18 protein-coding genes are annotated in these 25,728 nt (G+C 45.6%); 17 read left to right on the top strand and 1 reads right to left on the bottom strand.

Annotated elements, in window-relative coordinates:
• The first annotated feature begins 346 nt into the window (after nucleotides 1-346).
• The 10 genes from radC to AC1DYT_RS24550 all read left to right on the top strand — a co-directional run bounded on the left by radC (nucleotide 347) and on the right by AC1DYT_RS24550 (nucleotide 9,208).
• On the top strand, nucleotides 347-1,045 hold the full coding sequence (gene radC, locus AC1DYT_RS24595; protein WP_477472143.1) for a RadC family protein: 699 nt from the start codon (nucleotides 347-349) through the stop codon (nucleotides 1,043-1,045).
• Between the two features lie 150 nt (nucleotides 1,046-1,195).
• Entirely contained in the window at nucleotides 1,196-1,423 is a 228-nt protein-coding gene (locus AC1DYT_RS24590; RefSeq protein WP_477472142.1) for a hypothetical protein, read from the top strand.
• A gap of 111 nt (nucleotides 1,424-1,534) precedes the next feature.
• Nucleotides 1,535-2,581, top strand: a complete 1,047-nt coding sequence (locus AC1DYT_RS24585; protein WP_477472141.1) for an acyltransferase family protein — start codon at nucleotides 1,535-1,537, stop codon at nucleotides 2,579-2,581.
• Between the two features lie 104 nt (nucleotides 2,582-2,685).
• A complete protein-coding gene (gene pheT, locus AC1DYT_RS24580; protein WP_477472140.1) occupies nucleotides 2,686-5,085 on the top strand; it encodes a phenylalanine--tRNA ligase subunit beta in 2,400 nt (799 codons plus the stop codon).
• Between the two features lie 177 nt (nucleotides 5,086-5,262).
• The gene (locus tag AC1DYT_RS24575) at nucleotides 5,263-5,553 is read left to right on the top strand and encodes a hypothetical protein (RefSeq protein WP_128531645.1); all 291 of its coding nucleotides are present in this window, start codon (nucleotides 5,263-5,265) and stop codon (nucleotides 5,551-5,553) included.
• Between the two features lie 21 nt (nucleotides 5,554-5,574).
• Complete coding sequence (locus tag AC1DYT_RS24570) at nucleotides 5,575-5,868, top strand: cell division protein ZapA (RefSeq protein WP_133234236.1); 294 nt, start codon at nucleotides 5,575-5,577, stop codon at nucleotides 5,866-5,868.
• A gap of 223 nt (nucleotides 5,869-6,091) precedes the next feature.
• Entirely contained in the window at nucleotides 6,092-7,657 is a 1,566-nt protein-coding gene (gene rny / locus AC1DYT_RS24565) for a ribonuclease Y (RefSeq protein WP_477472139.1), read from the top strand.
• Nucleotides 7,658-7,741: 84 nt separating this feature from the next.
• Nucleotides 7,742-8,248, top strand: coding sequence for an Mpo1 family 2-hydroxy fatty acid dioxygenase (locus AC1DYT_RS24560; protein ID WP_477472138.1), 507 nt, complete (start codon nucleotides 7,742-7,744; stop codon nucleotides 8,246-8,248).
• Nucleotides 8,203-8,667 (top strand): hypothetical protein, encoded by a 465-nt coding sequence (locus AC1DYT_RS24555; RefSeq protein ID WP_477472137.1) that lies wholly within the window; start codon nucleotides 8,203-8,205, stop codon nucleotides 8,665-8,667. Before AC1DYT_RS24560 ends, AC1DYT_RS24555 begins: the two co-directional genes overlap by 46 nt.
• A 58-nt stretch (nucleotides 8,668-8,725) precedes the next feature.
• Nucleotides 8,726-9,208: a hypothetical protein gene (locus AC1DYT_RS24550; protein WP_477472136.1), complete on the top strand. Its 483-nt coding sequence runs from the start codon at nucleotides 8,726-8,728 to the stop codon at nucleotides 9,206-9,208.
• A 279-nt stretch (nucleotides 9,209-9,487) separates the two neighbouring features.
• On the opposite strand, the gene AC1DYT_RS24545 is transcribed toward AC1DYT_RS24550, so the two are convergent.
• The gene (locus AC1DYT_RS24545; RefSeq protein WP_477472135.1) at nucleotides 9,488-11,242 is read right to left on the bottom strand and encodes a lysophospholipid acyltransferase family protein; all 1,755 of its coding nucleotides are present in this window, start codon (nucleotides 11,240-11,242) and stop codon (nucleotides 9,488-9,490) included.
• A 60-nt stretch (nucleotides 11,243-11,302) separates the two neighbouring features.
• Here AC1DYT_RS24545 and AC1DYT_RS24540 point away from each other — a divergent pair, with 60 nt between their 5' ends.
• The 7 genes from AC1DYT_RS24540 (at nucleotide 11,303) to AC1DYT_RS24510 (ending at nucleotide 25,706) form a co-directional block, all read left to right on the top strand.
• A complete protein-coding gene (locus AC1DYT_RS24540; protein ID WP_477472134.1) occupies nucleotides 11,303-12,142 on the top strand; it encodes a ComEA family DNA-binding protein in 840 nt (279 codons plus the stop codon).
• A gap of 49 nt (nucleotides 12,143-12,191) precedes the next feature.
• Nucleotides 12,192-12,719, top strand: a complete 528-nt coding sequence (locus AC1DYT_RS24535) for an adenine phosphoribosyltransferase (protein ID WP_477472133.1) — start codon at nucleotides 12,192-12,194, stop codon at nucleotides 12,717-12,719.
• A 256-nt stretch (nucleotides 12,720-12,975) separates the two neighbouring features.
• On the top strand, nucleotides 12,976-15,438 hold the full coding sequence (locus AC1DYT_RS24530; RefSeq protein WP_477472132.1) for a glycoside hydrolase family 31 protein: 2,463 nt from the start codon (nucleotides 12,976-12,978) through the stop codon (nucleotides 15,436-15,438).
• A gap of 245 nt (nucleotides 15,439-15,683) precedes the next feature.
• Nucleotides 15,684-17,297 carry a DUF6377 domain-containing protein gene (locus AC1DYT_RS24525; protein WP_477472131.1) on the top strand — a complete coding sequence of 538 codons (1,614 nt, stop codon included), beginning with the start codon at nucleotides 15,684-15,686 and terminating at the stop codon, nucleotides 17,295-17,297.
• A gap of 450 nt (nucleotides 17,298-17,747) precedes the next feature.
• Nucleotides 17,748-20,771, top strand: coding sequence for a SusC/RagA family TonB-linked outer membrane protein (locus AC1DYT_RS24520; protein ID WP_477472130.1), 3,024 nt, complete (start codon nucleotides 17,748-17,750; stop codon nucleotides 20,769-20,771).
• 13 nt (nucleotides 20,772-20,784) lie between these two features.
• On the top strand, nucleotides 20,785-22,323 hold the full coding sequence (locus AC1DYT_RS24515) for a RagB/SusD family nutrient uptake outer membrane protein (RefSeq protein ID WP_477472129.1): 1,539 nt from the start codon (nucleotides 20,785-20,787) through the stop codon (nucleotides 22,321-22,323).
• 80 nt (nucleotides 22,324-22,403) lie between these two features.
• Nucleotides 22,404-25,706 (top strand): VCBS repeat-containing protein, encoded by a 3,303-nt coding sequence (locus AC1DYT_RS24510; protein WP_477472128.1) that lies wholly within the window; start codon nucleotides 22,404-22,406, stop codon nucleotides 25,704-25,706.
• Nucleotides 25,707-25,728 lie beyond the last annotated feature (22 nt).

Below are 25,728 nucleotides of genomic sequence, written 5' to 3'. Positions count from 1 at the left end.
TCATAAAGAAAATGGGCTTTGTAAGTCTCAAAGACATCTCAACCCCACTTAAGACTGTTACTGTTTAATGAACCGCCGTATGCCGAACGGCACGTACGGTGGTGTGAGAGGACAAGTAGGGAACTAATCCCTACTTTCCTACTCGATGTGCCGTCGGTTTCAAACCGACGGCAATGAAGGTGCATAATGGTTATTTATCTACATAAACTAAGCAAGCGCAATGGTCATTGCCGATTATGCACTTTCATTGCCGTCCCTTTTTAAGGGACGGAACGGGTGTGCTTTTAAACCTTTATTTTTTCTTGCCATTTATTTCCTATTTTAGGCTGATAAAACCTAACCTGAATTGGAAGATTACGGTAACAACTTAAGTATAAAAAGCTGGGCCGAGGCAGACCGCCCCCGCGAGAAACTAAGCGGGCAAGGCCGCCGTGCCCTTACCGATGCCGAACTCATCGCCATACTCATTGGCAGCGGCAGCCGCAACGAAACCGCCGTTGAACTAAGTAAGCGCATCCTGCATCATTACGATAATGACCTTAACAAGCTGGGCAAGGCCGGCATTGGCGAACTTTCAAAATTCAAAGGCATAGGCGAGGCTAAAGCCATCAGCATCATAGCTGCCCTGGAAATTGGCCGCCGACGCGGCGAAACGGAAAGTGCAATACCCGAAGTGCTTACCTGCTCCCGCGATATATACAACGTAATGCGCCGCCACCTAATGGATTTGAACCACGAGGAATTTTGGATAATGCTGCTCAGCCAATCCAGTAAAGTATTGGGCAAGGAACTCATTAGTAAAGGCGGCCTCAACAGCACCGTTGCCGATCCGCGTATCATCTACTACACCGCCGTTCAGCACCAGGCCAGCAGCATAGTGCTGGTTCACAACCACCCATCAGGAAACCTAAAGCCCAGTCGCGACGATATTTTCCTCACCCGAAAAATGGTAGAAGCCGGCAAACTGCTGGATATAAAGGTGCTAGATCATGTGATTATTACCGATAAGGGGTATTTTAGTTTTGGGGATGAGGCGATGCTGTAGAGATTGTCTGAAACTTGATTATTAGGATTTGAGGATGGCCCTGATGCTGTTCATCAGGTAATCTAAAAATCGTGCAAATCAAGGTTCAGATAAATTAAAACAACCCCGTACTTTAGTCGTTGTAAATAAACAATCAAAAACCCGCAAACCATGATAGAGCCAGAAGACGACCAACTGCAACAAGACGACCAGCTTGGCCAAACCGAGAACGACGATCAGATGAGCCAGCAGGATATCCACTCCAACGGTTTCGATGAAACAAACGAGCCTGTTGGCGAAGTTGACGAAAGCGCACCATTGCAGCGTGCCTATGATGCTGCAGAATCTGCCTTCACCCTCAATTTGGATGATGACGGGGATGCAATAGATGAGGATTAAATGTAGCTGGTTAACCAATAAATTTTACTTAAAGCAGTGGCACTACAGCCGCTGCTTTTTTGTGTATAGCGAAAACCGGAGTTTTTTGTACATTAGGTACTTTAAATTGTTATGCATCCAAGGAACAACGCTTACGATCTACTCCGGTTAATATTCGCTTTGTTCGTTTTTCTCTCTCATAGTTACTTTTTAACCGGCACGCAAGGGGAGTTTGTAACAATGCTTTCCAAAGCGCAAACCTCTCTCTCTGATATCGGCGTTATTGGTTTCTTCACTTTAAGTGGTTACCTTATCAGTTCAAGTTTCGATCGCTCAGAAAATATTTCGCGGTTTTTGCTTAACCGGGTGCTGCGGATATTCCCCGGGTATTGGGTATGCCTGTTGGTTACCGGTTTTGTTATTGCCCCGTTTATTTATTTAAACGGCCATCAATCATTAAGCGGTTTTGCATTTTTTGGCGACGGGAGCGCTTTTTCGTTTTTTTATAGGAACTTTTTTTTGGCTATAAATCAATGGAACATAAAAGGAGTGTTGGATTCTTCTTTTTATCACGGTTCGATAAACGGCAGCCTATGGAGCCTCTACCCCGAAATGCAATGCTACGTATTGATACTGGTTATCGGCCTGTTTGGTCTCATCAACAAAAATAAATTTGCTTTTTTATTGATGCTGGCATTTGTTTACTTTATTTATTCCATCAATTTATTTAACGGTGCCAGCAAAATAGGACCTACTTTTTTGCTACTATCCAACGCTTTTAAGCTATATATTGCCTTTTTGTGCGGCACCGCGGTGTATGTATTCAGGAATTGGTTGTTTATAGATTTGAAGGGGCAGTTGTTTATACTGCTGGCAACCCTGGCGCTTTTGCGGTTTGGCGGCTTTAACATTGCCGCACCCCTTGCAATCGCAATATTGGGCATAAAACTGTTTTCGGAATTTACAGTAAAACTTAAATACGACATTTCTTACGGGCTTTACATTTATGCCTTCCCAATTCAGCAGCTTGTTTTTACGGCTTATGGCAAAACGCTTGGCTTCGTGCCTTGTTTATTGATTGCTTTGTTATTAAGCGTGTTAGCCGGGTTTTTAAGCTTCGTGCTGATAGAGAAACCGTTTATGCGACTAAAAAAGGCCCCGTTGCCCTTAGATAGCTAATAAATAGTGCCGCGGGTGCGAAATCTTAAATCTGCTATTTAAAACCTTTCGTCTTTCCGCCTTTCCCCCTAAATCGTATCTTTGCCGATTATCATTCTGCTATAATGAAGATATCGTATAACTGGCTTAAAGAATTTATTGATACAGATAAAACCCCCGAGGAGATATCCACCATACTCACCGGCACGGGTTTAGAGGTTGAGAGCCTCGAAAAGGTACAGGCTGTACCGGGCGGGCTGGAAGGCCTGGTGATAGGTTACGTGCTGGAATGCAAAAACCATCCGAACAGCGATCATCTGCACATTACCAAAGTTGATGTTGGCGGTGCGGAACCCCTTAACATCGTTTGCGGCGCAGCTAATGTAGCCGCAGGGCAAAAGGTGGTTGTAGCCACTGTAGGTACTACCGTGCACCCAACCGTGGGCGAACCATTCAAGATAGGCAAATCAAAAATACGCGGCGAAGCATCTGAAGGGATGATCTGCGCCGAAGACGAGATAGGCCTGGGCAGCAGCCACGAAGGCATTATGGTATTGCCTGCCGATGCCCCGGTGGGTACCCCCGCCAAGGCATACTTCAACCTGAACGACGATTACATGTACGAGATAGGCCTTACGCCAAACCGTGCCGATGCGGTATCGCACCTGGGCACAGCCCGCGATATTGCTGCGTTCCTAAAAATTGGCATCACCAAACCCGATGTATCAGCCTTTAAGGTAGATAACACGGACAGCAAAATAGAGGTACTGGTAGAGGATGAGCAGGCTGCTCCGAGGTATGCCGGCCTAACCATTTCGGGTATCGAGGTAAAGGAGTCGCCGCAATGGCTTAAAGAGCGTTTGGCAGTGATTGGCGTACGCAGCATCAACAACGTGGTAGATGTTACCAACTATGTATTGCACGAACTGGGCCAGCCCCTGCACGCCTTTGATGCCGCTGCCATTGCAGGCAACCAGGTTATCGTAAAAACCGTTGCTGAAGGCACCGTATTCAAAACGCTGGACGATGTGGATAGGAAACTATCTGCCAATGACCTGATGATATGCAACGCCGAAGAACCTATGTGTATAGCGGGCGTGTTCGGCGGAGCGAAAAGCGGCGTTAGTGCAACTACAACCGGCATCTTTTTAGAGAGTGCTTACTTCAACGCGGTTTCTGTACGTAAAACAGCAAAACGGCACGGGCTTAAAACTGATGCATCGTTCCGTTTCGAGCGCGGCACCGACCCTGATATGCCGGTATTTGCTTTGAAACGTGCGGCGCTGCTAATACAGCAGGTAGCGGGCGGCGTGGTGTCGTCGGAAATATTCGACCATTATCCTAACCCGGTAGCACCTTTCGAGATAGAAGTTACTTACAAAGGCATCGACAGGCTGATAGGCAAAGCCATCGGGCACGATACCATCAAGGCCATATTAACCGGGCTGGATATTACCATTGTAACGGAGAGCGAAGAAGGTTTAAGCTTAAAAGTAGCCCCTTACCGTGTCGATGTAACGCGAGAGGTGGATATTGTGGAAGAGATTCTGCGTATCTACGGCTACAATAATATCGAGATACCTACGCAGATAAGGGCATCGCTCAATAACTCGGTAAGGCCCGAGCGCGATACCGTGCAGAACGCTATCTCCGATTTATTGAGCGCCAACGGCTTCAACGAGATCATGAACAACTCGCTCACCAAATCGGCCTACTCAGACGATTTAGAGCATGCCGTGAAGATATTGAACCCGCTAAGCAGCGACCTCGACGTGATGCGCCAGAGCATGCTGTACTCGGGTTTAGAGGCTATTGCCTACAACCAAAACCGCAAAGCTGCCGACCTTAAACTGTACGAGTTTGGCAAGATATACAACTTTGTAGATGAGAAGTACGTAGAGGCGCAACGCTTCTCCATCTTCCTTACAGGTGCTTTCAAAACCGAGCAATGGAACGGTAAAGCGGTGCCAGCATCGTTCTATAACCTCAAGGCGGTGGTAGATGGCCTGCTGAGAAAACTAAGCATTACTGATTATACTACAGAAGAAACCACTGGCAATGGTTTGGCCTATGGCCTGCAATACCTGCGCGGCAACAAGGTGCTTGTGGGCTTCGGTTCGGTGGCGGCTTCGGCATTAAAAAAGGCCGAAGTGGATAAGGAGGTTTTCTATGCCGATTTCGATTTTGATGTAGTATTGAAGCTGGTGCGCAAAAACGTGATAGTGTACCAGGAAGTGAGCAAGTTCCCGGCCGTGAGGAGGGATTTGAGCATGCTGGTAGATAAGAGCGTAACCTTTGGCCAGTTGAAGCAGATAGCCGGACGGACGGACAAAAAGCTGCTGAAAGCGGTGGATGTGTTTGATGTGTACGTAGGCGATAAGCTGCCGGCTGGCAAAAAATCATACGCCCTGAGCTTTATTTTGCAAGACACCGAAAAAACTTTAACTGATAAGGCAATTGATGCCACCATGCAGAAATTAATTTATAATTTAGACAAAGAAGCAGGAGCAGAAATCCGTAGGTAAATCCTAAAGCCGAAACTCTGAATTCTAAAAGAGAAGAAATTCTAAGACCTAAACTCTAAATTCTAAAAGGAGTTAAAGTTTCGCGGTTAGAGTTTCAATTTAGAATTTAGGGATTAGAAATTAGAGTTTAACATTTTTAGAATTTAGGAATTAGCATTTAGAATTTTTAACACACCCATGCCTTCAGTAGCAGAACAATTAACTAAAGTTGTATATAAAACCGAGCGGTTGATAGAGCTTTGTGCTGCGCTACAGGAAGAGAACGACTTGCTTAAACTGGAAAGCGATGCGCTTAATGCAGCGCTTGATGCCAGCAAAAACAAGACGAAAGACCTGGAGGAAAAGCTTCGTGTATTGAAACTGGCAAAGTCTTTTTCAGAAACAAATGAAAAAAGTGTTGACATTAAGCAAAAAATTAACGACTTTGTGCAGGAAATAGATAAGTGTATTGTATTGCTTAAAAAGTAGTACAAAAAGTGAAAAGCTCAGATGGGAGAAATCTCAATAAAAATAAATATTGCTGACCGGGTTTACCCCTTAAAGGTAAACATGGAAGAAGAAGAGATAATAAGAAGGGCAGCCAAGCTCATCAACGACCGCATAAAGGAGTACCAGGAGAACTATGCGGTTAGGGATAAGCAGGATTTGCTTTCGATGTGCGTGTTGCATTACGCAACATCTGCGTTAAAAGCGGATAAAAAAGTTACGTCCGACGATTCAGAAGTTACCGATAAGGTTTATCATTTAGACCATATCCTGTCTGATTTTTTTTCTAAACAATAACGTTCTTACACATAAAACAGAGCCATTAAGATTTAACCGCAGTTAAATTTTAAGTTTTCACTATTAAAAACTTAACGCTTCAATATCTACGGATCAAAGAGGCATGCGTTGATCGTGTAATTTACGGTAACCCGTGATCCCGAGCCATCCGACCAGAAGTTTTAACAATACATGAACACTTAGAAGTTTAGTTGCGGTTTTTTTTATTTATATAACCTAAGAAATGAACACATATTTGTACCTGATAATCGGGATTCTCGTTGGAGTAATCGCGGGCATCGTCATAGGCCGTTTCCTGCTACGGAAGCTGTTTAAAGACCAAGAAGTAAACGCCCAGAATAAAGTAAAGAAGATTTTAAAAGAGGCAGAAATAAACGCCGACATCCTTAAAAAGAACCGCCAGCTGGAAGCCAAGGAGAAATTTTTGCAGCTTAAGGCCGAGCACGAGCAGGACGTTAACGCCAAAAACAACGTGCTGAACCAGCGCGAGAACGGCATCAAACAAAAAGAGCAATCGTTTAACCAAAAGCTGGAAAACCTTAATCGTAAGGAAACCGAACTGGATGGCGCCCGTAAAAAGCTGGAAACCCAAACCGATACCCTCGCCAAAAAGCAGGAGGAAGTTGAGCTCCTGAAAAACCAGCATGTAACCCAGTTGGAGGCTATTGCCGGCTTAAGCGCCGAGGATGCCAAGAACCAGCTGATAGATAACCTGCGCGAAGAAGCCCGCAGCAAGGCTATGGCACAGATAAAAGATATCGTAGACGAAGCCAAGCTTACCGCCACCAAGGAAGCCAAGAAAATAGTTATCCAAACTATACAGCGTACCGCTACCGAGAACGCTATAGAGAATACGGTATCTATCTTCAACATCGAGAACGATGAGATAAAGGGCCGTATCATTGGCCGCGAAGGGCGCAACATCCGCGCGCTGGAAGCCGCAACCGGTATAGAAATCATTGTGGATGATACCCCCGAGGCCATCATTCTTTCGGGCTTCGACCCGGTACGCCGCGAGATTGCCCGTTTGGCTATGCACCGTTTGGTTACCGATGGCCGCATACACCCGGCACGTATTGAAGAGGTAGTTGCCAAAACCCGCAAGCAGATTGAAGAAGAAATTGTTGAGATAGGCGAGCGTACCGTTATCGACCTTGGTATCAACGGCCTTCACCCCGAGCTTATCCGCATGGTGGGCCGGATGCGTTACCGTTCATCATACGGGCAAAACCTGCTGCAGCACTCGCGCGAGGTTGCCAACTTTTGCGCTACCATGGCAGCAGAACTGGGCCTTAACGTAAAGCTTGCCAAACGCGCAGGCCTACTGCACGATATCGGTAAAGTACCAGATGATAACCCCGAACTGCCACACGCTATTTTGGGCATGCAATTAGCCGAGAAATATAAAGAGCACCCCGAGGTATGCAACGCCATAGGCGCCCACCACGACGAGATTGAAATGACCTCGATGCTATCGCCGATAATACAGGTTTGTGATGCCATATCAGGCGCAAGGCCGGGCGCACGCCGCGAAGTGGTAGAAAGTTACATCAAACGCTTGAAAGAGCTTGAGGAGCTTGCATTATCGTACCCTGGCGTAGAGAAAACTTTCGCTATACAGGCCGGCCGCGAATTGCGTGTTGTGGTTGAGAGCGAGAAGATAAGCGATGCCCAAAGTGAAATACTGGCGGCAGATATATCAAACCGCATACAAACAGAAATGACCTACCCGGGCCAGATAAAGGTTACCGTAATACGGGAAACCCGCTCGGTAGCATTTGCAAAATAAATAAGCTTAAATTTGAGCCCTTCCTTGAAATAGGGAGGGCTTTTTTATTTTATGGCGAAACCAAAACCAAATACTATTAAACCCGTGCTTCCCAAAAAGGAAGAGCTGCGCCTTATTGAGGTATATTTCAACCGACTGGATGCAAGCCATCAACAGCCGTTAAACCGCACCTTGCATATCATCAGCATATTGCTCATGATATTCAGCATATTGGGCATAGCGTGGGCCATACCTTTCCCTACGCTGAAATTCCTCGGCATTTACAACAGTTACTTCAACTGGTACTCGTTTGTAATAGCCGTTGCCATTTATTTCTACCTCAAACTCACCCCGCTGTTATCTTACATTATGCTGCTGGCTATGTTCGTGCTTAGCTACGGCGTTATGCAGCTGGCAGCCTGGCAGGCTTTGGGCGGCCCTGCGTTGTGGATGATATCGCTGGGGCTGTTCGTTCTATCGTGGATTGGGCAATATGCGGGCAGCAAGATAGAGGGCAACCCACAGTCTTTTAAAGACGACCTGCAGCTTGCCTTCGTAACCCCGCTATGGGCGATGTACAATATCTTCAAAAAAATCGGGCTGAGGTATTAGGTATGGTGATAACCACCGGAGAATCGGTAATAGGCATTATGTTGCCTGTAGGCGTTAATTTTGGATTGCTTTATAATAAATACGACCCATGGTTTAGTACCAGGTATAAATGGTATGCGGTTATTGGCTTGTTTGTTTTATCGTCTGCGATGCTGGAATTCTTAAAGTTTAATGATGAGGATTGGTATCTTGCACTAAGAGCCGCACTTACTCCACTAATAGTTGTACTGCTGGACTACGCTTTTAAAAGGATAAGCATGATAGTGCAAGACAGAGACTATTATCTTCGGTTTAGAGATATGTCTATCATGTATCATGGGAGAAAATATAGTTTTTGGGACAACTTGCTCACGGTTGTAATTACCATAGTTGTAATATTCATGCCAATGGCTTTGATTTTAATTTACCGGAAATGGTAATTATCACTTTTTGCCGTTTCTGCTGTTCACAAACAACTTTTTTTAGTAGTATGCGATCATGAAGCGCCCCATATTTTATTTCGAGCGACTTAAGGCATGGGATATTTGGACTATCGCTGCCTATGTCATCATCAGCCTTGCGGTTTACATAAATGGTAATAAAGGATCGTTGTTGCTATATGTAATCTTTACTCAAATATTTATTTATGTATGTAATTATCGGTCGCTAAGAAACCTATCCGTTTATTTAGTTTGGCTTGGTTTTGGTATCGTCCATTTTGTGGTTTATTTATATTTGCGGAATAACCCCTTATTTGCATTGCCTAAAGGCAATGCCGCCAATGCTTTAAAGGATACCATAATCCTCTTATTTGTTTATCAGTTATTGCGCATATTAAGCTTAAATATACAACATCAGGAATTTGTTATGCCAACTCGCAGCGGTACCGACATATTTGGCGAACGTTTTCCTAATTGGCTGGACACCTTGTTGTTTTTTTTATATATGGCTTGCGTTGCCGGGCTTATAGCGTTAGGTTGAGACGGAAGAAATCTCTGTGGACGTCAATAGTATCACAGGTTCTGTCCGCAACAGTGTCGTTCCTGAAAACAGACGGACGAAGGGATATCTGTATTCATTTATTATCAAGTCTAAATGGGGAATCGCGGTCAATTCGCTTACCGTCGGTTAAAACCGACGGTAATGAAAGCGGATTAAAGAACTATGCACTTTCATTGCCGTCCCATTCATGGGACGGAGCGCCTGCATCGCCGCCTTGCAAATCAAAATCCTGTCTAATCCTTCAATCCTTTAATCGTGTTAAAGGTTCTTCCCCAGTTTCTCCAATATATCCTGCGGTACTTTCTCTAAATCGAGCACCAAAAAGCCATCCAAACAATCAGAGAATTTAGGGTCGATGTTGAAGCTGATGATTTTGGCGTTTAGTTGTATGTACTGGCGCAGTAGTACGGGTACTTTCATGTTATGCGTTTCTACCTCAGATATCAGGTTATCCAGCCCTTTAAAGCTGTCGCCGCCGCTCATGAGTAGGTCGGTATCGATGTTCTCGAAGTTTACCTTGAATTTTTTGCGTGGCTTTACGTATTGCGCCAGTTCGTGGTCGAAATGGTTGCGGTTGATGTAATCTACGATGAGCGATTTGGAGAACTGCGAGAACGAGTTGCTGATGCTTACCGGGCCAATAAGGTAACGGTAGCGCGGGTTATCTATCAGGTATTTAAGGATGCCTTTCCAAAGCAGGAAGAGGGGGAGGGGCTTCAGCTGGTATTCCTTGCGTATCCAGGAGCGGCCCAGTTCCAGGCTTTTCTTCAGCACAGGGGTAAACTGCTCCTTCAATTTGAATAGCTCGTTTATATAAAAGCCTTTTTTGCCCACGCTGTAGAAAATCTCGTCGCCCAGGCCAATACGGTAGGCACCTACGATCATCTTCGCTTCAAAATCCCAGATGAACAGGTGATGGTAGTAGATATCGTACTCGTCCAGGTCAGTCGCTTTGTTGGTACCCTCGCCCACTTCGCGGAAGGTAACCTCGCGCAGGCGGCCAATTTCGCGGATGGTGCAGGGGATTGCGGAAGTAGGGGCGATGAACACCTCGTAGTTCTTCTCCGTCCATACCTTATAGTGCTCGCGCAGGGGCGCAATTTCGGCCTCCAGCTTGTCGGCAGCAGTTTCGGGTACTATGGCTTCGGGCAGGCGCTTTATCTTGAACAGGTTGCGTGGATTGAAGATTTTCTTCTCCTCATCCAGCCCTGCACCAAGGGCGTAGGTTTTGGCCCGCAGGTAGTTGAGTACTTTAGCGCCGTTGTTATTATCGGGGATATCGGCAATTTTGATGGGTTTGCCAATACGTAGCTTAATGGTATGCCCCTGCTTGTTGAATAGTTCTGATGGCAGCTTGGCGGTACGCAGCGCAGGGTGTATCAGGCTCAGCAGGTTAAACAGCAAGCCGTTATTGCCATGGAAGTAGATAGGTACCACCGGCACTTTAGATTTGGCAATTATCTTGCCTACCACCGGGTGCCAAAGACGGTCGGTAACCTCTTTTTTCTCCATCTTGAAGGTAGATACCTCGCCCGCAGGGAAAATACCTATGGGCGTGCCATTGGCCAGCAGTTCCAGCGTGCTTTTGAGGCCGCTGATGCTGGAGGAATGCTCCACATTTTCGAAGGGGTTAACAGCAATGAAGTAATCTGCAAGGTTGGGTATTTTCTTCAGCAGAAAGTTGGCCATCAATTTAGAATCGGGCCTGGCCATACAAAGTATCTTTAGCAGTACCATGCCCTCTATGCCGCCATAGGGGTGATTGGCAATGGCTATAAAAGCGCCCTCTTTTGGTATGTTTTTCAGTTCGCGTTCGTCAAAATCTATCTCTATACCGCAGCCTTTTAAAATAGCATCTACAAATTCGGGGCCTTGTTTGGGCTGGGCCTGGGCAAATAGCTGGTTCACCTGGTTTATCTTCATCAGTTCCATCAGCAGGGGGGCCAAGCCGGGCATTTTTAGTTTGTCCAGTTTAGTTGCTTTGGCAAATTCCTCGGTGGTTATAACTTTCATCCTCGTTTAACGGATTAAATGGTTGTAAAATTATTACTTTAACGCTTGCAATTGTATGATATGAAAGCGCAGCTGAAAAACTATCTGTCCCTCACCAAAAAAGAATGGAACGGTATGCTTGTGCTGGTTATTTTGATAATTGCGGTTTTAGCTGCGCCCTACGTTTATCAATGGTATCACAAAGATAGCACAATTAATAGTAAAGCGTTCTATGAGGCAGCGGCACAGCTAAACCAAGCCAACCCGGGTTACCAGGCGGCGGCCTCGGCCGGACCTCAAAATGGAAGCTTATCCAAATTCGACCCCAACACCCTACCGGCTGCCAAATGGAAAGAACTGGGACTAAGCGATAGGCAGGTAGCCATCATCATCAACTACCGCAGCAAGGGCGGCAGGTTTTATAAAGTGGAGGATTTGAAGAAGGTTTATGGCATTACAGATAGCAACTATAAAGCCTTAGCACCTTATATCGATATCCCCACAAGTAAGGAACCGGTTGCTGTCGTAGTAGAGCTCAACACTGCCGATTCTGCAAGCCTTACTGCGTTAGACGGCATCGGCCCGGCTTACGCCAAACGCATTATCAACTATCGCGAACGGCTGGGCGGTTTCGTAAACAAAGAGCAACTGAAAGAGGTATATGGGTTGGATGAATTAAAATACGCCGAAATTGCCGGGCAGCTAAAGGTTGATGCCTGGCGGATACGTAAGATCGATATCAACACCATTACTTTTGATAAGCTGCGCCTGATGCCCTACCTCGGTTATAAACAGGTGAACGCCATCATCGAATACCGCAATCAGCATGGCAATTACGCATCGGTAGCAGATTTGAAAAACATTGCCATTTTAACCGACCAAATTTTGATAAAAATATCCCCTTATTTGGTAATAAAATAGAAATTCACGGAAGTTTTTTCCGTAAAATTGAAGCACATTAGCGCAATAAATGATACAGCAACAAATAAAGGATGCCATCCGCGATATCCCCGACTTCCCGAAGCCCGGCATAATTTTTAAAGACATTACGCCGATATTGAAGGACCCCAGCTTGTGCGATAGTATAGTGGAGGCCTTTGTTGCGGGCCTTAAAGATACCCGGATTGATGCCGTTGCCGGCGTGGAAAGCCGCGGGTTTTTATTCGGTTTAACACTGGCTACCCGGCTGGGCGTTCCGTTTATCCCGGTGCGCAAAGCGGGCAAACTGCCTCACACCGTAAAGCAAAAGGTTTACGAGTTGGAATACGGCACCGCCACCATTGAACTGCATACCGATGCCTTTATGCCCGGCGACCATATCCTCATCCACGACGACCTTTTGGCCACTGGTGGCACCGTAACCGCAGCCAGCGAACTGATACAGGATATGGGTGGAAAGGTTGCCGGTTTTACCTTCGTAGTGGGCCTGGGCTTTTTAAACGGCCTCGAAAAAATAACCCCAATAAGTAATAACGTAATGGTACTGGCCAATTACTAAGGTTTTTAGGCAGCAGCCATCTATATTTTTCCTTATATTTTCGGGCTGCAACAGCGGCAAAAACCCTCTAATTTTAATAATTAGAGGGTTTTTGCTTTATAAAAAATCCATAAAAATTAATATCCGTTCGCGATACCGTAAATCTGTTATAATTTCAACCAGCGAAACGGGTGCCCACGCATAGTTGCGGTACCTTTTTAAATAGCCCTTTTAGGCCGCCAATACCAATTATAAAACCATATCGCCAAACAGAAGAATGAAGATCATTAACCGTTGTATTGCCCTTGCTGTAATTTTTGCAGCCAGCACCCATGTTGCCGGCGCGCAAACCCTGTTGAAAAGGGTAGGTAAAGTTACCGGGGTAACGGTGAATAGCCAGGATATAGATATTAAAACCGAGAACGCCTTTATTAAGGTGCTTGTTTATAGCCCAAACATCATCAGGGTGCGTATGGATAAACAAGCCCTGGCCGAAGATTTTTCGTATGCAGTTATTTCCAAACCGGTTGCTACCAAAGTAGCGGTTACGCAAAACGATAACGAGATAAACCTCATTACCGATTCGCTTAAAGTAAACATCAAAAAGAACCCTTATGCCATTACCTTCAGCACCCTTGCCGGCGAGGTGGTAAACCAGGACGAAAGCGGCTTAACTACCTCATGGGTTAGCGAGAACGTTACCACCTACAAGCACATGCAGGATGGCGAGCACTTTATAGGCCTGGGCGAAAAAACCGGCTCATTGGATCGCCGTGGCAATGCCTATACGCATTGGAACAGCGATGTATTTGCTTATTCTGCCGGGCAGGACCCCTTGTATTCTACGATACCTTTTTATATAGGCGTGCACCACAATGTACAATACGGTATATTTTTCGATAATACCTGGCAGTCAGATTTTAACTTTGGTGCCAGCAACAACCGCTTTTCGTCGTTTGCGGCAAAAGGAGGGGAGATGAACTACTATTTCATCTATCACTCGCACCTGGCGGATATCATCACCTCGTACACATCGCTTACCGGTCGCATCAAAATGCCGCCCCTGTGGAGCCTCGGCTATCAGCAAAACCGCTACAGCTACTATCCCGATACCGAAGTTTACCGTGTAGCTAACACCCTGCGCGAGAAAAAGATACCTGCTGACGGCATTACGCTGGATATCCACTACATGGATAAGTACAAAGTATTCACCTGGGATAAAAGCCGTTTTCCCGACCCACCTGCGCTTACCAAAAAGCTAAAGGATATGGGCTTTAGGGTTACGCTTATCGTAGACCCGGGCGTTAAGGAAGAAAAAGGCTACGGCGTGTACGATCGCGGGCTGACACAGAATATCTTTGCCAAATACCCCGACAGCACCAATTACACCGGGCAGGTTTGGCCGGGCTGGTGCAACTTCCCCGATTTTACAAACCCAAAGGGCCGCGAATTTTGGGCAAACGAATTAAAGGCATATGCAGCCGATGGCGTAAGCGGCATATGGAACGATATGAACGAATTTAGCACCTGGGGCCAAAAAGCGCCGGATAATATATTCTTTAACTATGAGGGCAAGGGCGCATCGCACTTGCAGATACATAACGTGTACGGCCTGGAGATGATACGCAGCAGTTATGAAGGTTACCGCGCAGCACTGGGCGGCAACAAACGGCCCTTCGTGCTAACGCGATCCGGCTACGCAGGATTGCAACGCTACGCCGCTATGTGGACAGGCGATAACCGCGCCGAAGATAGCCACATGCTTGCCGGCATCCGCCTCATGAACAGCCTGGGCTTAAGCGGCGTGCCTTATACAGGTATGGATGTGGGCGGTTTTACCGGCGGTGCATCACCGCAATTGTATGCCCGCTGGATGCAGATTGGCGCATTTAACCCCTACATGCGCAACCACACGCAGATCAACACCAAATCATCCGAGCCATGGGCTTACGGCGAAGAAGTGCTGGAGATAACCCGCAACTACATCAACCTGCGCTATAAATTGCTGCCGTATTTGTACTCGTCGTTTTACGAGGCAAAAGAAAACGGCAAGCCGCTGATGCGCTCCCTGGCAATAGATTATACCCACGACGAAAATGTGTACAACGGTACTTACGAAAACCAGTATATGTTTGGCCAGGCCTTTTTGGTGTTGCCGTTCGATAGCCAAACACAAATTGGAAGGGTGTATTTCCCGGCCGGTAAATGGTACGATTTATATAATGGCCAGGTGCAGCAGGGCAATACTAAGCTCAATATCGATTTGGGCATGAGCAAGTTGCCGGTTTATGTAAAGGAAAGCAGTATTATCCCTATGCAATCGCTGATACAAACTACTGCCGATAAACCGACTGATACCCTGTTTGTACACGTTTACAAAGGCGATATCAACAACAAATTTGTTTACTACGAAGATGATGGCGAAAGTTACAACTATGAGAACGGCGATTTTTACAAACGCGGCATCACTTATGATGCAGCCAGGAAAACCATCACTTTTGCTAAACCCGAAGGTTCGGCAAAATCCAAATTCAACAATATAAAACTGATTTTGCACGGTTTTGGCGGCGGCCCGGTTAAGTTGAATAACAAAGCCGCAAAGGCCAATGATGATTTTAGCGCACTAATGGTGCCAATCTCGCGGTTCGATCCTACTGGTTTATCAAACCCGGTAGAGGGCGAGAAAGTGAAAAGCCTGGTGCTGAAGAACGCTTCGGACCCAATTACGATAAGCTACTAAAAGTTAAAACTGATCTTATAAATACCCAGCCTGCAGCGGTAAACGCTGCGGGCTTTTCAGGTTTGGTTAGCCGCCTTCCTTGCTTCAAATTATCAAAATCTCATCCCCTGATTGCAGGGCCGTTACCGAGTCGGTAACAAAAGCTAAAATTAACCATCATTATAGCAAAAACGACCAAATGCATCTGTAGATGTTCGGCCTTTAATTTTTAGTTATTAACTTTAATCCCGTCTCAATATCAATTTATGAGGATATTTCTACTGTTTTTCTTCTCGTTGCTTTTTGCTGCCCCGGCGTTTTCGGCAGATAACGACGCGCTGCTGAACCAGCTTAAATCCGAGATAGCCAAAAAAGACACTTATGAGGGTGCCAAGCAAACACGCATCCATCAGTTGATGCAACGGCGCGCGCAGGTTTCGCCCACTAATTATGCCCTGCAATACGATCTTTGCCTCAAATTGTACGATGAGTACAAATCCTACCAGTACGATTCGGCCTACGTATATGTAAATAAGCTAAAGGACCTTAGCGTGGGCATGAATGATATGTCGCGCGCATATTACAGCCGTATAAAACTGGGTTTTATTTTGCTCTCCTCGGGCATGTTCAAAGAAACCTTCGACTGCATGAACAAGGTAAACCCCAAATTGCTTAACGATAGCATGAAGGTGGAGTACTACTTTATCATGTACCGCTGCAACAGCGATCTGGCCAAGTACAACAGCGACAAATATTTTTCACCCGATTACCTCGCCGCGAGCAACGCGTATATCGATTCGGCCATAATGCTGAGCAAGCCCGGTTCGGTAGACAGGATTTATTACGCGGGCCTGAGGCATGTAGGCTCGAACGATAACTATAGCGGATCGCAGGAGCTGAGCAAACTGGTAGGGCCGGGCGTGCCTATATCTATGCACCTGCGTGCCATGATAACCTGTTCGCTGGGGCAAAGTTATATCAACTCCAACCGGCGCGATGAGGGCATTGCGTTCCTGATACAATCTGCCATTGCCGATATCAAATCCTCCACCAAGGAAACTGTGGCCCTTTTTACGCTAGCAGAACAGCTTTATAAAGTAGGCAACGTAAAAGATGCCTACAGTTTTGTGCAGCTGGCCAAGGCCGATGCCGATTTTTACGGCGCCCGGCAACGTAAGATACAAATAGGTGCCATATTGCCCCTGGTAGCTGCAGAGGAACTTAACCACACCGAAAGTGAAAAAGACAGGATACTGATATTCTTGCTGGCCATAACCGCCCTGGCATCGCTGGTAATATTGTTTTTGATAATGATTTACAAACAATTGGCCAAACTGAGGCACAAGGAGCGTATCATCGAGGATAAGAATGTGTTGCTTAAGCAGGTAAATTATAAACTGATAGAAGACGCGCACATCAAGGAAGAGTATATCGGGCAGTTTTTTAAGATCATATCCGGGTATATCCTGAAGCTGGAGAAGCTGAAAATGTCTGTTGATACCAAGCTGTCTATTAAAAAGTACGATGATATAAGGCTGATAATCAATAATATTAACATAAAGAAAGAGCGGGAGGTGCTCTACCATAGTTTCGACCATATCTTTTTGAAGATATTCCCCAATTTTATTGCGGTGTTCAATTCGCAATTCGACGAGAAAGACCAGATATGGCCGCAGGAACACGAAGTGCTAAATACGGACCTCCGGATATTTGCCCTCATCAGGATGGGGATAAACGATAACGAAACCATCGCCAAGATACTCGAGTATTCTGTAAATACCATTTACGTGTACAAAATGCGCATCAAAGCAAAGTCTAAAAACCCCGAGCAGTTTGAGCATCGTATAATGGATATAAAAGCGGTTGATTCTGTTGAATAGATAATACAGCAGCAGAGGCCATTTTTGATATTTTAAAAACTATTTAAGGTACTATTTTAACATTACAAGCTTAATAAACGCTAAAAAACACTTATATTTTTAGTGATATTTTGATAGTTAAGTATTTGATTTATAGATATTTAATTATAAATAAACCTATATTTTTTTGCAAATGCGCCAAATGTGTAGGGATTGAGGCGCAAGACACACATCTTTGTATGGAGGTAAAACTCTTTAAGAAGTTAACCGCTTAAAGATTTACCATACCAGGCGGCTTGTTTAAGCCGCTATTACCAATTTAAACTTTAATAAGATTTTTTTTGAATACTGTGTGTAAGCACTTTTGATTTTGGAAGCGGTCCTGAGCTTTTTTGCGGGTGCTTTACAACTAACTATCGTGAACCACGTACAAGAACTTTTATATAACCAATTTTAATTAAACCACAAACTATGCAATTTAAACACTTACTCACATTATGTTTTTTTGCTTTAACCTGCTTCTTTATTCAGCCCGCACTGGCTCAGAATAAAGTAATTACAGGTAAAGTAACCGACAAGAAGGACGGTTCGCCACAAATTGGCGTTACTGTAGGTGCTGGCAATGGTATCGGCACGCAAACCAACGTAGACGGTACCTTCAGGCTTTCTGTGCCTGCCAACACTACTTCTCTTACCTTCAACTACATCGGTTACCAATCGCAAACCGTTAACCTCGATGGCAAGACCTTTATTGCAGTTGCACTGGAATCTACCAGCAAAGCGCTTAACGAGGTTGTTGTAATTGGTTACGGTAGTACCCGCGTTAAGGATGCGACCGGTTCGGTAGCATCATTAAGCCCAAAAGATTTCAACAAAGGCGTTATAGCAACGCCAGAGCAGTTATTGCAGGGCCGTATTGCTGGTGTATCGGTAACCCCAGCAAGCGGTGAGCCGGGTGCAGGTGCTACTATAAACATCCGCGGTGCAAGTTCTATCCGTGCTGGTAGCAGCCCGCTGTATGTAGTAGATGGTGTGCCTTTGGATAACGGTGGTACTTCCGGTGGGTTCGATAGCGGTGCAGGTACCTCTTCTGCCCGTAACCCATTGGCATTTATCAACCCTGCCGACATCGAAAATATCTCGGTTTTGAAAGACGCTTCTGCTTCGGCTATCTACGGTTCACGTGGTGCTAACGGCGTTATCTTGATCACAACCAAAAAAGGCCGCAAAGGTGCGGGTATCCAGTTTGGTGCTAGCACAAGTGTGTCAAAAGCTGCGAAAACTTATGACTTGCTTGGCCGCGAAGACTTCCTGAAAGCGGTTGCAAGCGTAGGTGCCGATCCGGCTGCTGTTGATTTAGGTGGCAATACCGATTGGCAGAAAGAGATTTTGAGGACCGCTATTTCTCAGAATTATAACTTAGCGTTTGGTGGCGCAAGCAATACCGGTAATTACCGCGCTTCGGTTGGATATGACGATCAGCAAGGTATTATTAAAAATACAAACCTTAAACGCTTTACAGCCCGTATCAACGCTTCGCAATCATTCTTTGGCGAAAGGTTGAAGTTCGATTTGCAATCGTTGTACTCAAACGTAAAAGACAGGTTCGCGCCTATCACAAATAACGCGGGTTTCAACGGTAGTTTAATTGGTGCTGCATTGCAAACCAACCCCACCTACCCGGTTTATGATGCTCAGGGCAGGTATTTTTCTTTCTACGGTTACAACCCTCAGGGTTATCCTCTTAATAACAGTTTCCGTAACCCGGTATCAATGTTAAACCAAATTGATGATACCGATAACCTTAACCGCTACTTAAATAACTTAACTGCAACCGTTAGGATTATAGAAGGATTATCTTACAAAGGCAATATCAGTGTTGACAGGTCTGACGGTTTACGCCAAACTTACTATGATCCAACCATCGTTGGTTTTACTGATGCTGGTAACATCCGTGGTTTCGCTTTCCCGCCAGCAACTGGCAATGGCCGTGGTATATTACAATATACCGAGCTAAGGAACATGACCACTGAGCATACCTTAAACTACGACAAAAAGATTTCGGCCAATAGCACTATCACAGCTTTGGTTGGTTACTCGTATTCAAGCTACAAAAACTACCCACGCACAAATGTTGCCTGGGGTGTTGCTGTACCTAAGCAATTCGTGAAAGATTATTTTGACTACGATGGTTTTACCAACAGGTTCCCTTACGCATTTGGCGATAGCAGCAGCTACAAACTACAATCGTATTTTGCACGTGTAAACTACTCTTACAAAGACAAATATATCTTAACAGCTACGGTTCGTCGCGATGGTTCGTCGCGTTTTGGTATAAACAATCAATACGCAAACTTCCCGGCCCTGGCTGCTAAATGGCGCATCAGCAGTGAAAGCTGGGCTCCAAAAAGCATATTCGATGATTTGAGCTTACGCTTAAACTACGGTAAAACAGGTAACCAGGATTATCCGTCTTTAGCTTCTAAATCAATACGTTCATATGATTACTACGGTGGTACTTCGGCAGATAACGCTAACAACCCCGATTTGAAATGGGAAACGCAAACAGCTTACGGCGCTGGGATAGATTTCACAACGCTGCAAGGCCGTTTGAGCGGTACTATCGATTATTTTAATAAATCACAGAAAGACCTTTTATTCTTACAGGATTTGGCGCAGCCGTCAGCAGTTACAAGGCGTTGGGTTAACTTACCGGGTAACGTAAGGAACACTGGTGTTGAGGTTGGATTGAACTTTGCCGTTGTCCAATCGTCAGTTGCAAAGGGCTTCACATGGGATATTAATTACAACATGACGTTTGTTAAAAACCGCATCGAGAACTTTGGTAACCGTAACGTTATCACCGGTAACATCGATGGCCAGGGTTTATCTGGTGCTTTTGCACAGTTCTTCGGTAACGGGTACCCATTGTATGAGTTCAACGTGCCAGATTATAATGGCCTCGATGAAAACGGATTTGCCATATACCCTGATGGTATTGATGCTGTTAAACCACAAGGTAGCCCGCTGCCTACTTTCCTTGCTGGCTTAAACAATACATTTACCTATGGTAATTTCAGCTTAAGCTTCTTCCTAAATGCTCAAACAGGGTTTTTTATTTACAATAATACCGCAAACTCATTTTTCTATAAAGGAAACCTTGTTAGTGGTCGTAACGTAACTAAAGCTGTAGCTGCAACCAACGAAAACGCGCTTAACTCCGGCGAACTTTCCACAAGATTCCTTGAGAAAGGCGATTTCCTGAGATTACAAAACGCATCTTTCGGCTACACCTTCCCGTTAAAAGGAATGGCTATAAAATCATTACGTTTATCATTAACCGGCCAAAACCTGTTCCTGATAACCGGATATAGTGGTATTGACCCTGAAATTAACACAAACAAAGAAAGAAACGGTGTGCCTTCAAGAGGTATAGATTATACCGCTTATCCAAGCGCACGCACATTCACATTAGGTTTAAATGCAGGCTTCTAAAAAAATTATGAGTATGAAAAAAATTATAGTAAGAGCCACGATGTGCAGCATGATTCTTTTAGCTGCTACGGGGTGTGCAAAGTTAGATGAAAAGATTTACGGCAATAAATTTGAAGATACAGGCGGTGGGCTTAGTGCCTCAGATTTGGCAGGTGTGTATTCACAATTAGGTGGCCAGGCAGACCAGGCAAATACCTACGCACTACAGGAGCACCCAACAGATGAAATGATGGGCCCGACCCGCGGTACCGACTGGGGCGATTTTGGTGCATGGCGTAAATTGCACACTCACACCTGGACACCATCGCACGGGCAGGTGAATGATACCTGGGATCAGCTGAACATCGGTGTGTTCCGCGCAACCCAGGTAATTACCAGGGCAACATCGGATCAAATCAAAGCAGAGGCAAGTTTTTTACGTGCTTACTTCATGTTCCAGATAATTGACCTTTATGGCCAGGCACCGTTACGAGATCCTGATGCGCCAAACAGTTCTATCCCGCCAGTGTTCAATCGCACAGAGGCAACCGCGTTTATCATCAAGGATTTGGAGTTTGCTGAATCTAAATTAGGCGCAGCAGCTAACATAGGTGTTGCCAGCAAAGCAGCAGCTGATGCTTTATTAGCTAAAATTTACCTTAACAAAGCGGTTTATACTGCAACTACGGTAGGTGGCCCATTCACATTTGCTAAGGCAGATATGGATAAGGTTATCGAGTATGCAAATAAAGTAACTACAGCAGGTTATACATTAGAGCCGGCAGGTAAATACTTCCAGGATTTTGCATGGGATAATTCAGACCAGTCTCACGGTAACATCTTTGGTTTATACAATACCCCGGCAAGGCAAATGGGTAATGCAAAAAACCGTTGGAAAATGGGCTTACACTACAACCAGACACCTGATGGCTGGAATGGTTTCACCACCCTTGCCGATTTCTACAAGTCGTTTGAAGCATCTGATGAGCGCCGTGGCGTTGCTTACCCGGGCTTAACAGATAAAGTTGGCTTAAGAGCTGGTTTTGCAACGGGCCAGCAATACGGCCCGGGCGGCGTTGCTTTAAAACAACGTGGTGGTAAACCGCTTATTTTTACGGAAAATGTTAACCTTAACTTCTCTACAGAAGCACAGGGAATCAGGGTGTTCAAATACTTCCCACATCCTAATGCAGATGGTACAGTGCCTGATAACAGCGAGGACAACGACTATGTATTCTTACGCTACGCCGACGTATTGTTAGAAAAAGCTGAAGCAATTATGCGTGGCGGTACAGATCCGCTTGGCCAAACTGCAGTAAGCATCGTTAATTCGATACGTACCCCACGTGGTGCAAGCACCCTGGCAAGCGTTGATGCTACTGTTATGCTGGCAGAACGCGGTCGCGAGCTTTACTACGAAGGCTGGAGGAGGAACGACCTTATCCGTTTCGAAAAGTTCAACGATCCTGTAGATCAGCGCCCACTGGCAACTGATAAATCTAAAACCCTTTACCCAATCCCTCAGCGTGCGGTTGATACCAACCCTAATCTGAAACAAAATCCGGGTTACTAATAAAGGAACCAGTTTACAGTTTTATATTTGATTTGAACGTAGCGAAGTAATTCGCTACGTTTGTTTTTTCTAAACGTATAATGTTTAAAAAAAAGCCGTTTACCCTAATTGCTATTGCTTCTTTTTTATTGGTATCCTGCGGCAAAGAACGCGTCGATAATCCGCTATTTTCTTTGCAGGACAATAGCGCCGTAGGCATAAACTTTACCAACACGCTAAACGAGCAGGACCGCACCAACGTTTTCACCTTCCGCAATTACTACAACGGCGGCGGCGTGGCCATTGGCGATATAAACAACGATGGGCTTAACGATGTGTACCTCACCTCAAACCAGGGCGGCAACCAACTTTACCTGAATAAAGGCAACTGGAAGTTTGAAGATATTACCGATAAGGCCGGCGTTAAGGGCACCAAATACTGGAGCACCGGCGTTACCATGGTTGACATCAACGGCGATGGATGGCTGGATATCTACGTTTGCCATAGCGGCAATATCATCGATAGGAAAGGCAACGAACTTTTTATAAACCAACACAACGGCACTTTTAAAGAGGAAGCCGAAAAGTATGGCCTGGTGGATAACGGATTATCTACCCAGGCCATATTTTTTGACTATGATAACGACGGCGACCTGGATTGCTTCGTGCTCAACAACTCTTTCAGGCCTATAGGCTCTTTCGATTTCAGCAAGAATTTGCGGGCTGTCATAGATGAGTTGGGCGGAGCGCGCCTTTACCGCAATGATGGTGGCCACTTTACCAATGTAACCAAAGGCGCAGGCATATTTAGCAGCGATATCGGCTTTGGCCTTGGCGTATCGGTAGCCGATGTAAATAACGATGGCTATCCGGATATCTACGTATCTAACGATTTTTTTGAGCGCGATTACCTATACATCAACCAAAAGGACGGCACTTTTAAAGAAGACATACAAGCCGAGACCGGCCACCTGAGCCTGGCATCGATGGGCTCGGATATCGCCGACATCAACAATGATGGCAACCTGGATATTTTTACCACCGAGATGTTGCCTGAAGGCGACAAGCGCTTGAAGAAGATGACCTCCTTCGAATCCTTCGACGTAATAAAACTAAAACAGCACGATGGTTACTTTAACCAATACATGCAAAACTGCCTGCAGCTCAACAACGGCGATGGAACATTCTCCGAAGTGGCCTTCAATGCAGGCGTAGCCGCTACCGACTGGAGCTGGGGCGCACTATTTTTTGATATGGACAACGACGGCTGGAAAGATATCTTCGTATCAAACGGCATCTATAAAGACCTTACCGACCAGGACTACATCGAATTTTTGGGTAACCGTGAAAATATGGATAAAATAGCCCAGAAAAAATCATTCGATTATAAAGATTTTACGGACAAGATGGTGTCGACACCACTATCCAACTACGCATTTTCTAATAACCACAATCTCACTTTTACCAATAAAGCAAAGGAGTTTGGGCTGGACGACCCATCGTTCAGCAACGGTGCGGCCTACGGCGACCTGGATGGCGATGGCGATAACGACCTTATCGTCAACAACGTAAACTCGCCCTTATACATCTACAAAAACAATGCAGAAACCCTGAAGAATAATTTTATCCAAATAAAGCTGCAAGGCGATAAGCTGAACCGGTTTGGGGTAGGGGCAACCATAAAAACATTCAGCAAGGGGCAGGCCCTGGTTTACTATCAGCAGCCAACGCGCGGTTTCCAGAGCAGCACCTCACCAAATTTAATTACCATTGGCCTCGGCAAGGTAGCTTCGGTAGATTCTGTACAGGTTATCTGGCCCGGCGGTAAATACCAGGTGGCAAAAAACGTAAAGGCGAACAAAGTATACACCTACAACATCGCGGATGCGAAGGGCACTTACGATTTCAGCAGGAAAACGGTTAAGCCGCTGTTTGCCGAAACCGCCAAAGCCTTGTTCGATTCTGTGCCCACCCACACAGAGAACGGTTTCATCGATTTCGATAACGAACGCCTGATGCTCCAGATGCTCTCTACCGAGAACCCTTACATGGCAAAAGGCGATTTAAATAAGGACGGCCTCGCAGATTTTTACTTCGGCAGTTCGAAGGATAGTCCGGCATCCATCTACCTGCAACAAAAAAACGGCAGGTTTAAGATATACGTGCCCGATGACCTGGGCAAGCAGAGCTACATGGAAAACGCAGGCGCAGCCTTTGGCGATTTTGACGGCGATGGCGACGAAGACCTGATCATAGGCGTAGGCGGCAACGAAGATGAACCCGAAAACCCATTATATTTCCCCCGTTTTTATGAGAACGACGGCAAAGGCAACCTGCACCGCAATCCGCAGAAAAGCTTGCCGGCACCGGTAAATGCATCGGTAATGATGGCCTGCGATTACGATAAGGACGGCCACCTCGATTTATTCATCGGCGGCCGGAGCGTGCCCGGTACTTACGGGGTATCGCCAAAATCATACGTGTTCCACAACAATGGCGACGGGCACTTTACCGATGTATCTGCACAGGTGCTTGGTGCCGATACCAAGCTGGGGATGGTAACATCGGCACAATGGGCGGATATCGACGGCAATGGCTATCCCGACCTGGTAGTGGCGGGTAACTGGATGGGGATTGAGATATTCATGAACAACAAGGGCAAATTTACCCATGATAAACAATTGGATAACTACAAGGGCTGGTGGAGCGCATTGCAGATTGCCGATGTGAACGGCGATGGCAAACCGGATATCGTAGCGGGTAACATTGGGCTCAACATCAAATTCAAAGCATCCTTTGAGGAACCGATGAAGATTTACGTGAAAGATTTCGACAAGAATGGAACCAAAGAGTGCGTAACATCGATGTACAAGAGCGACCACATCCCTTACGTGTTCCACATGAAGCCTGATTTGGTTGGCCAAATGCCTATCCTCAAAAAGAAATACCTTAAATACAACGATTACGCAGGCAAGCCGTTCAGCGAGATATTCCCCGATGAACAATTGGAGGGAGCTGAAACGCACGAAATGAACTATCTGGCTTCGGCGGTGTTCATAAACCAGGGGGGCAAATTTATAGCGAAGGCATTGCCTTATAACGCTCAGTTGGCCAACGTAAATACTATCCTTTGCGAGGATTTGGACGGCAGCGGCATCCCCTCGATTATATTAGGCGGCAATTTTTATGGCTTTAAACCCGAAGTTGGCCGTTTAGATGCCAGCCATGGTCAAATTTATAAGTATGGTAAAGGCGGATTTACGTATATTTCGCCATCGCAAAGCGGGATGGATTTGTCGGGCCAGGTGCGTTCGTCGTTGATAATAAAGAATGCCAATGGAGAGAAATACTTTTTATTCGGCCTGAACGACGATAAGCTGAAAGCCTATAAATTACGCCCGTAAACCTGCATGAACCATTTGACGG

It is taken from the genome of Mucilaginibacter sp. P1_D10 (genome assembly GCF_056406215.1).
The sequence above is the reverse complement of the archived record's forward strand: the minus strand, read 5'-3'. Positions and strand labels throughout refer to the sequence as shown.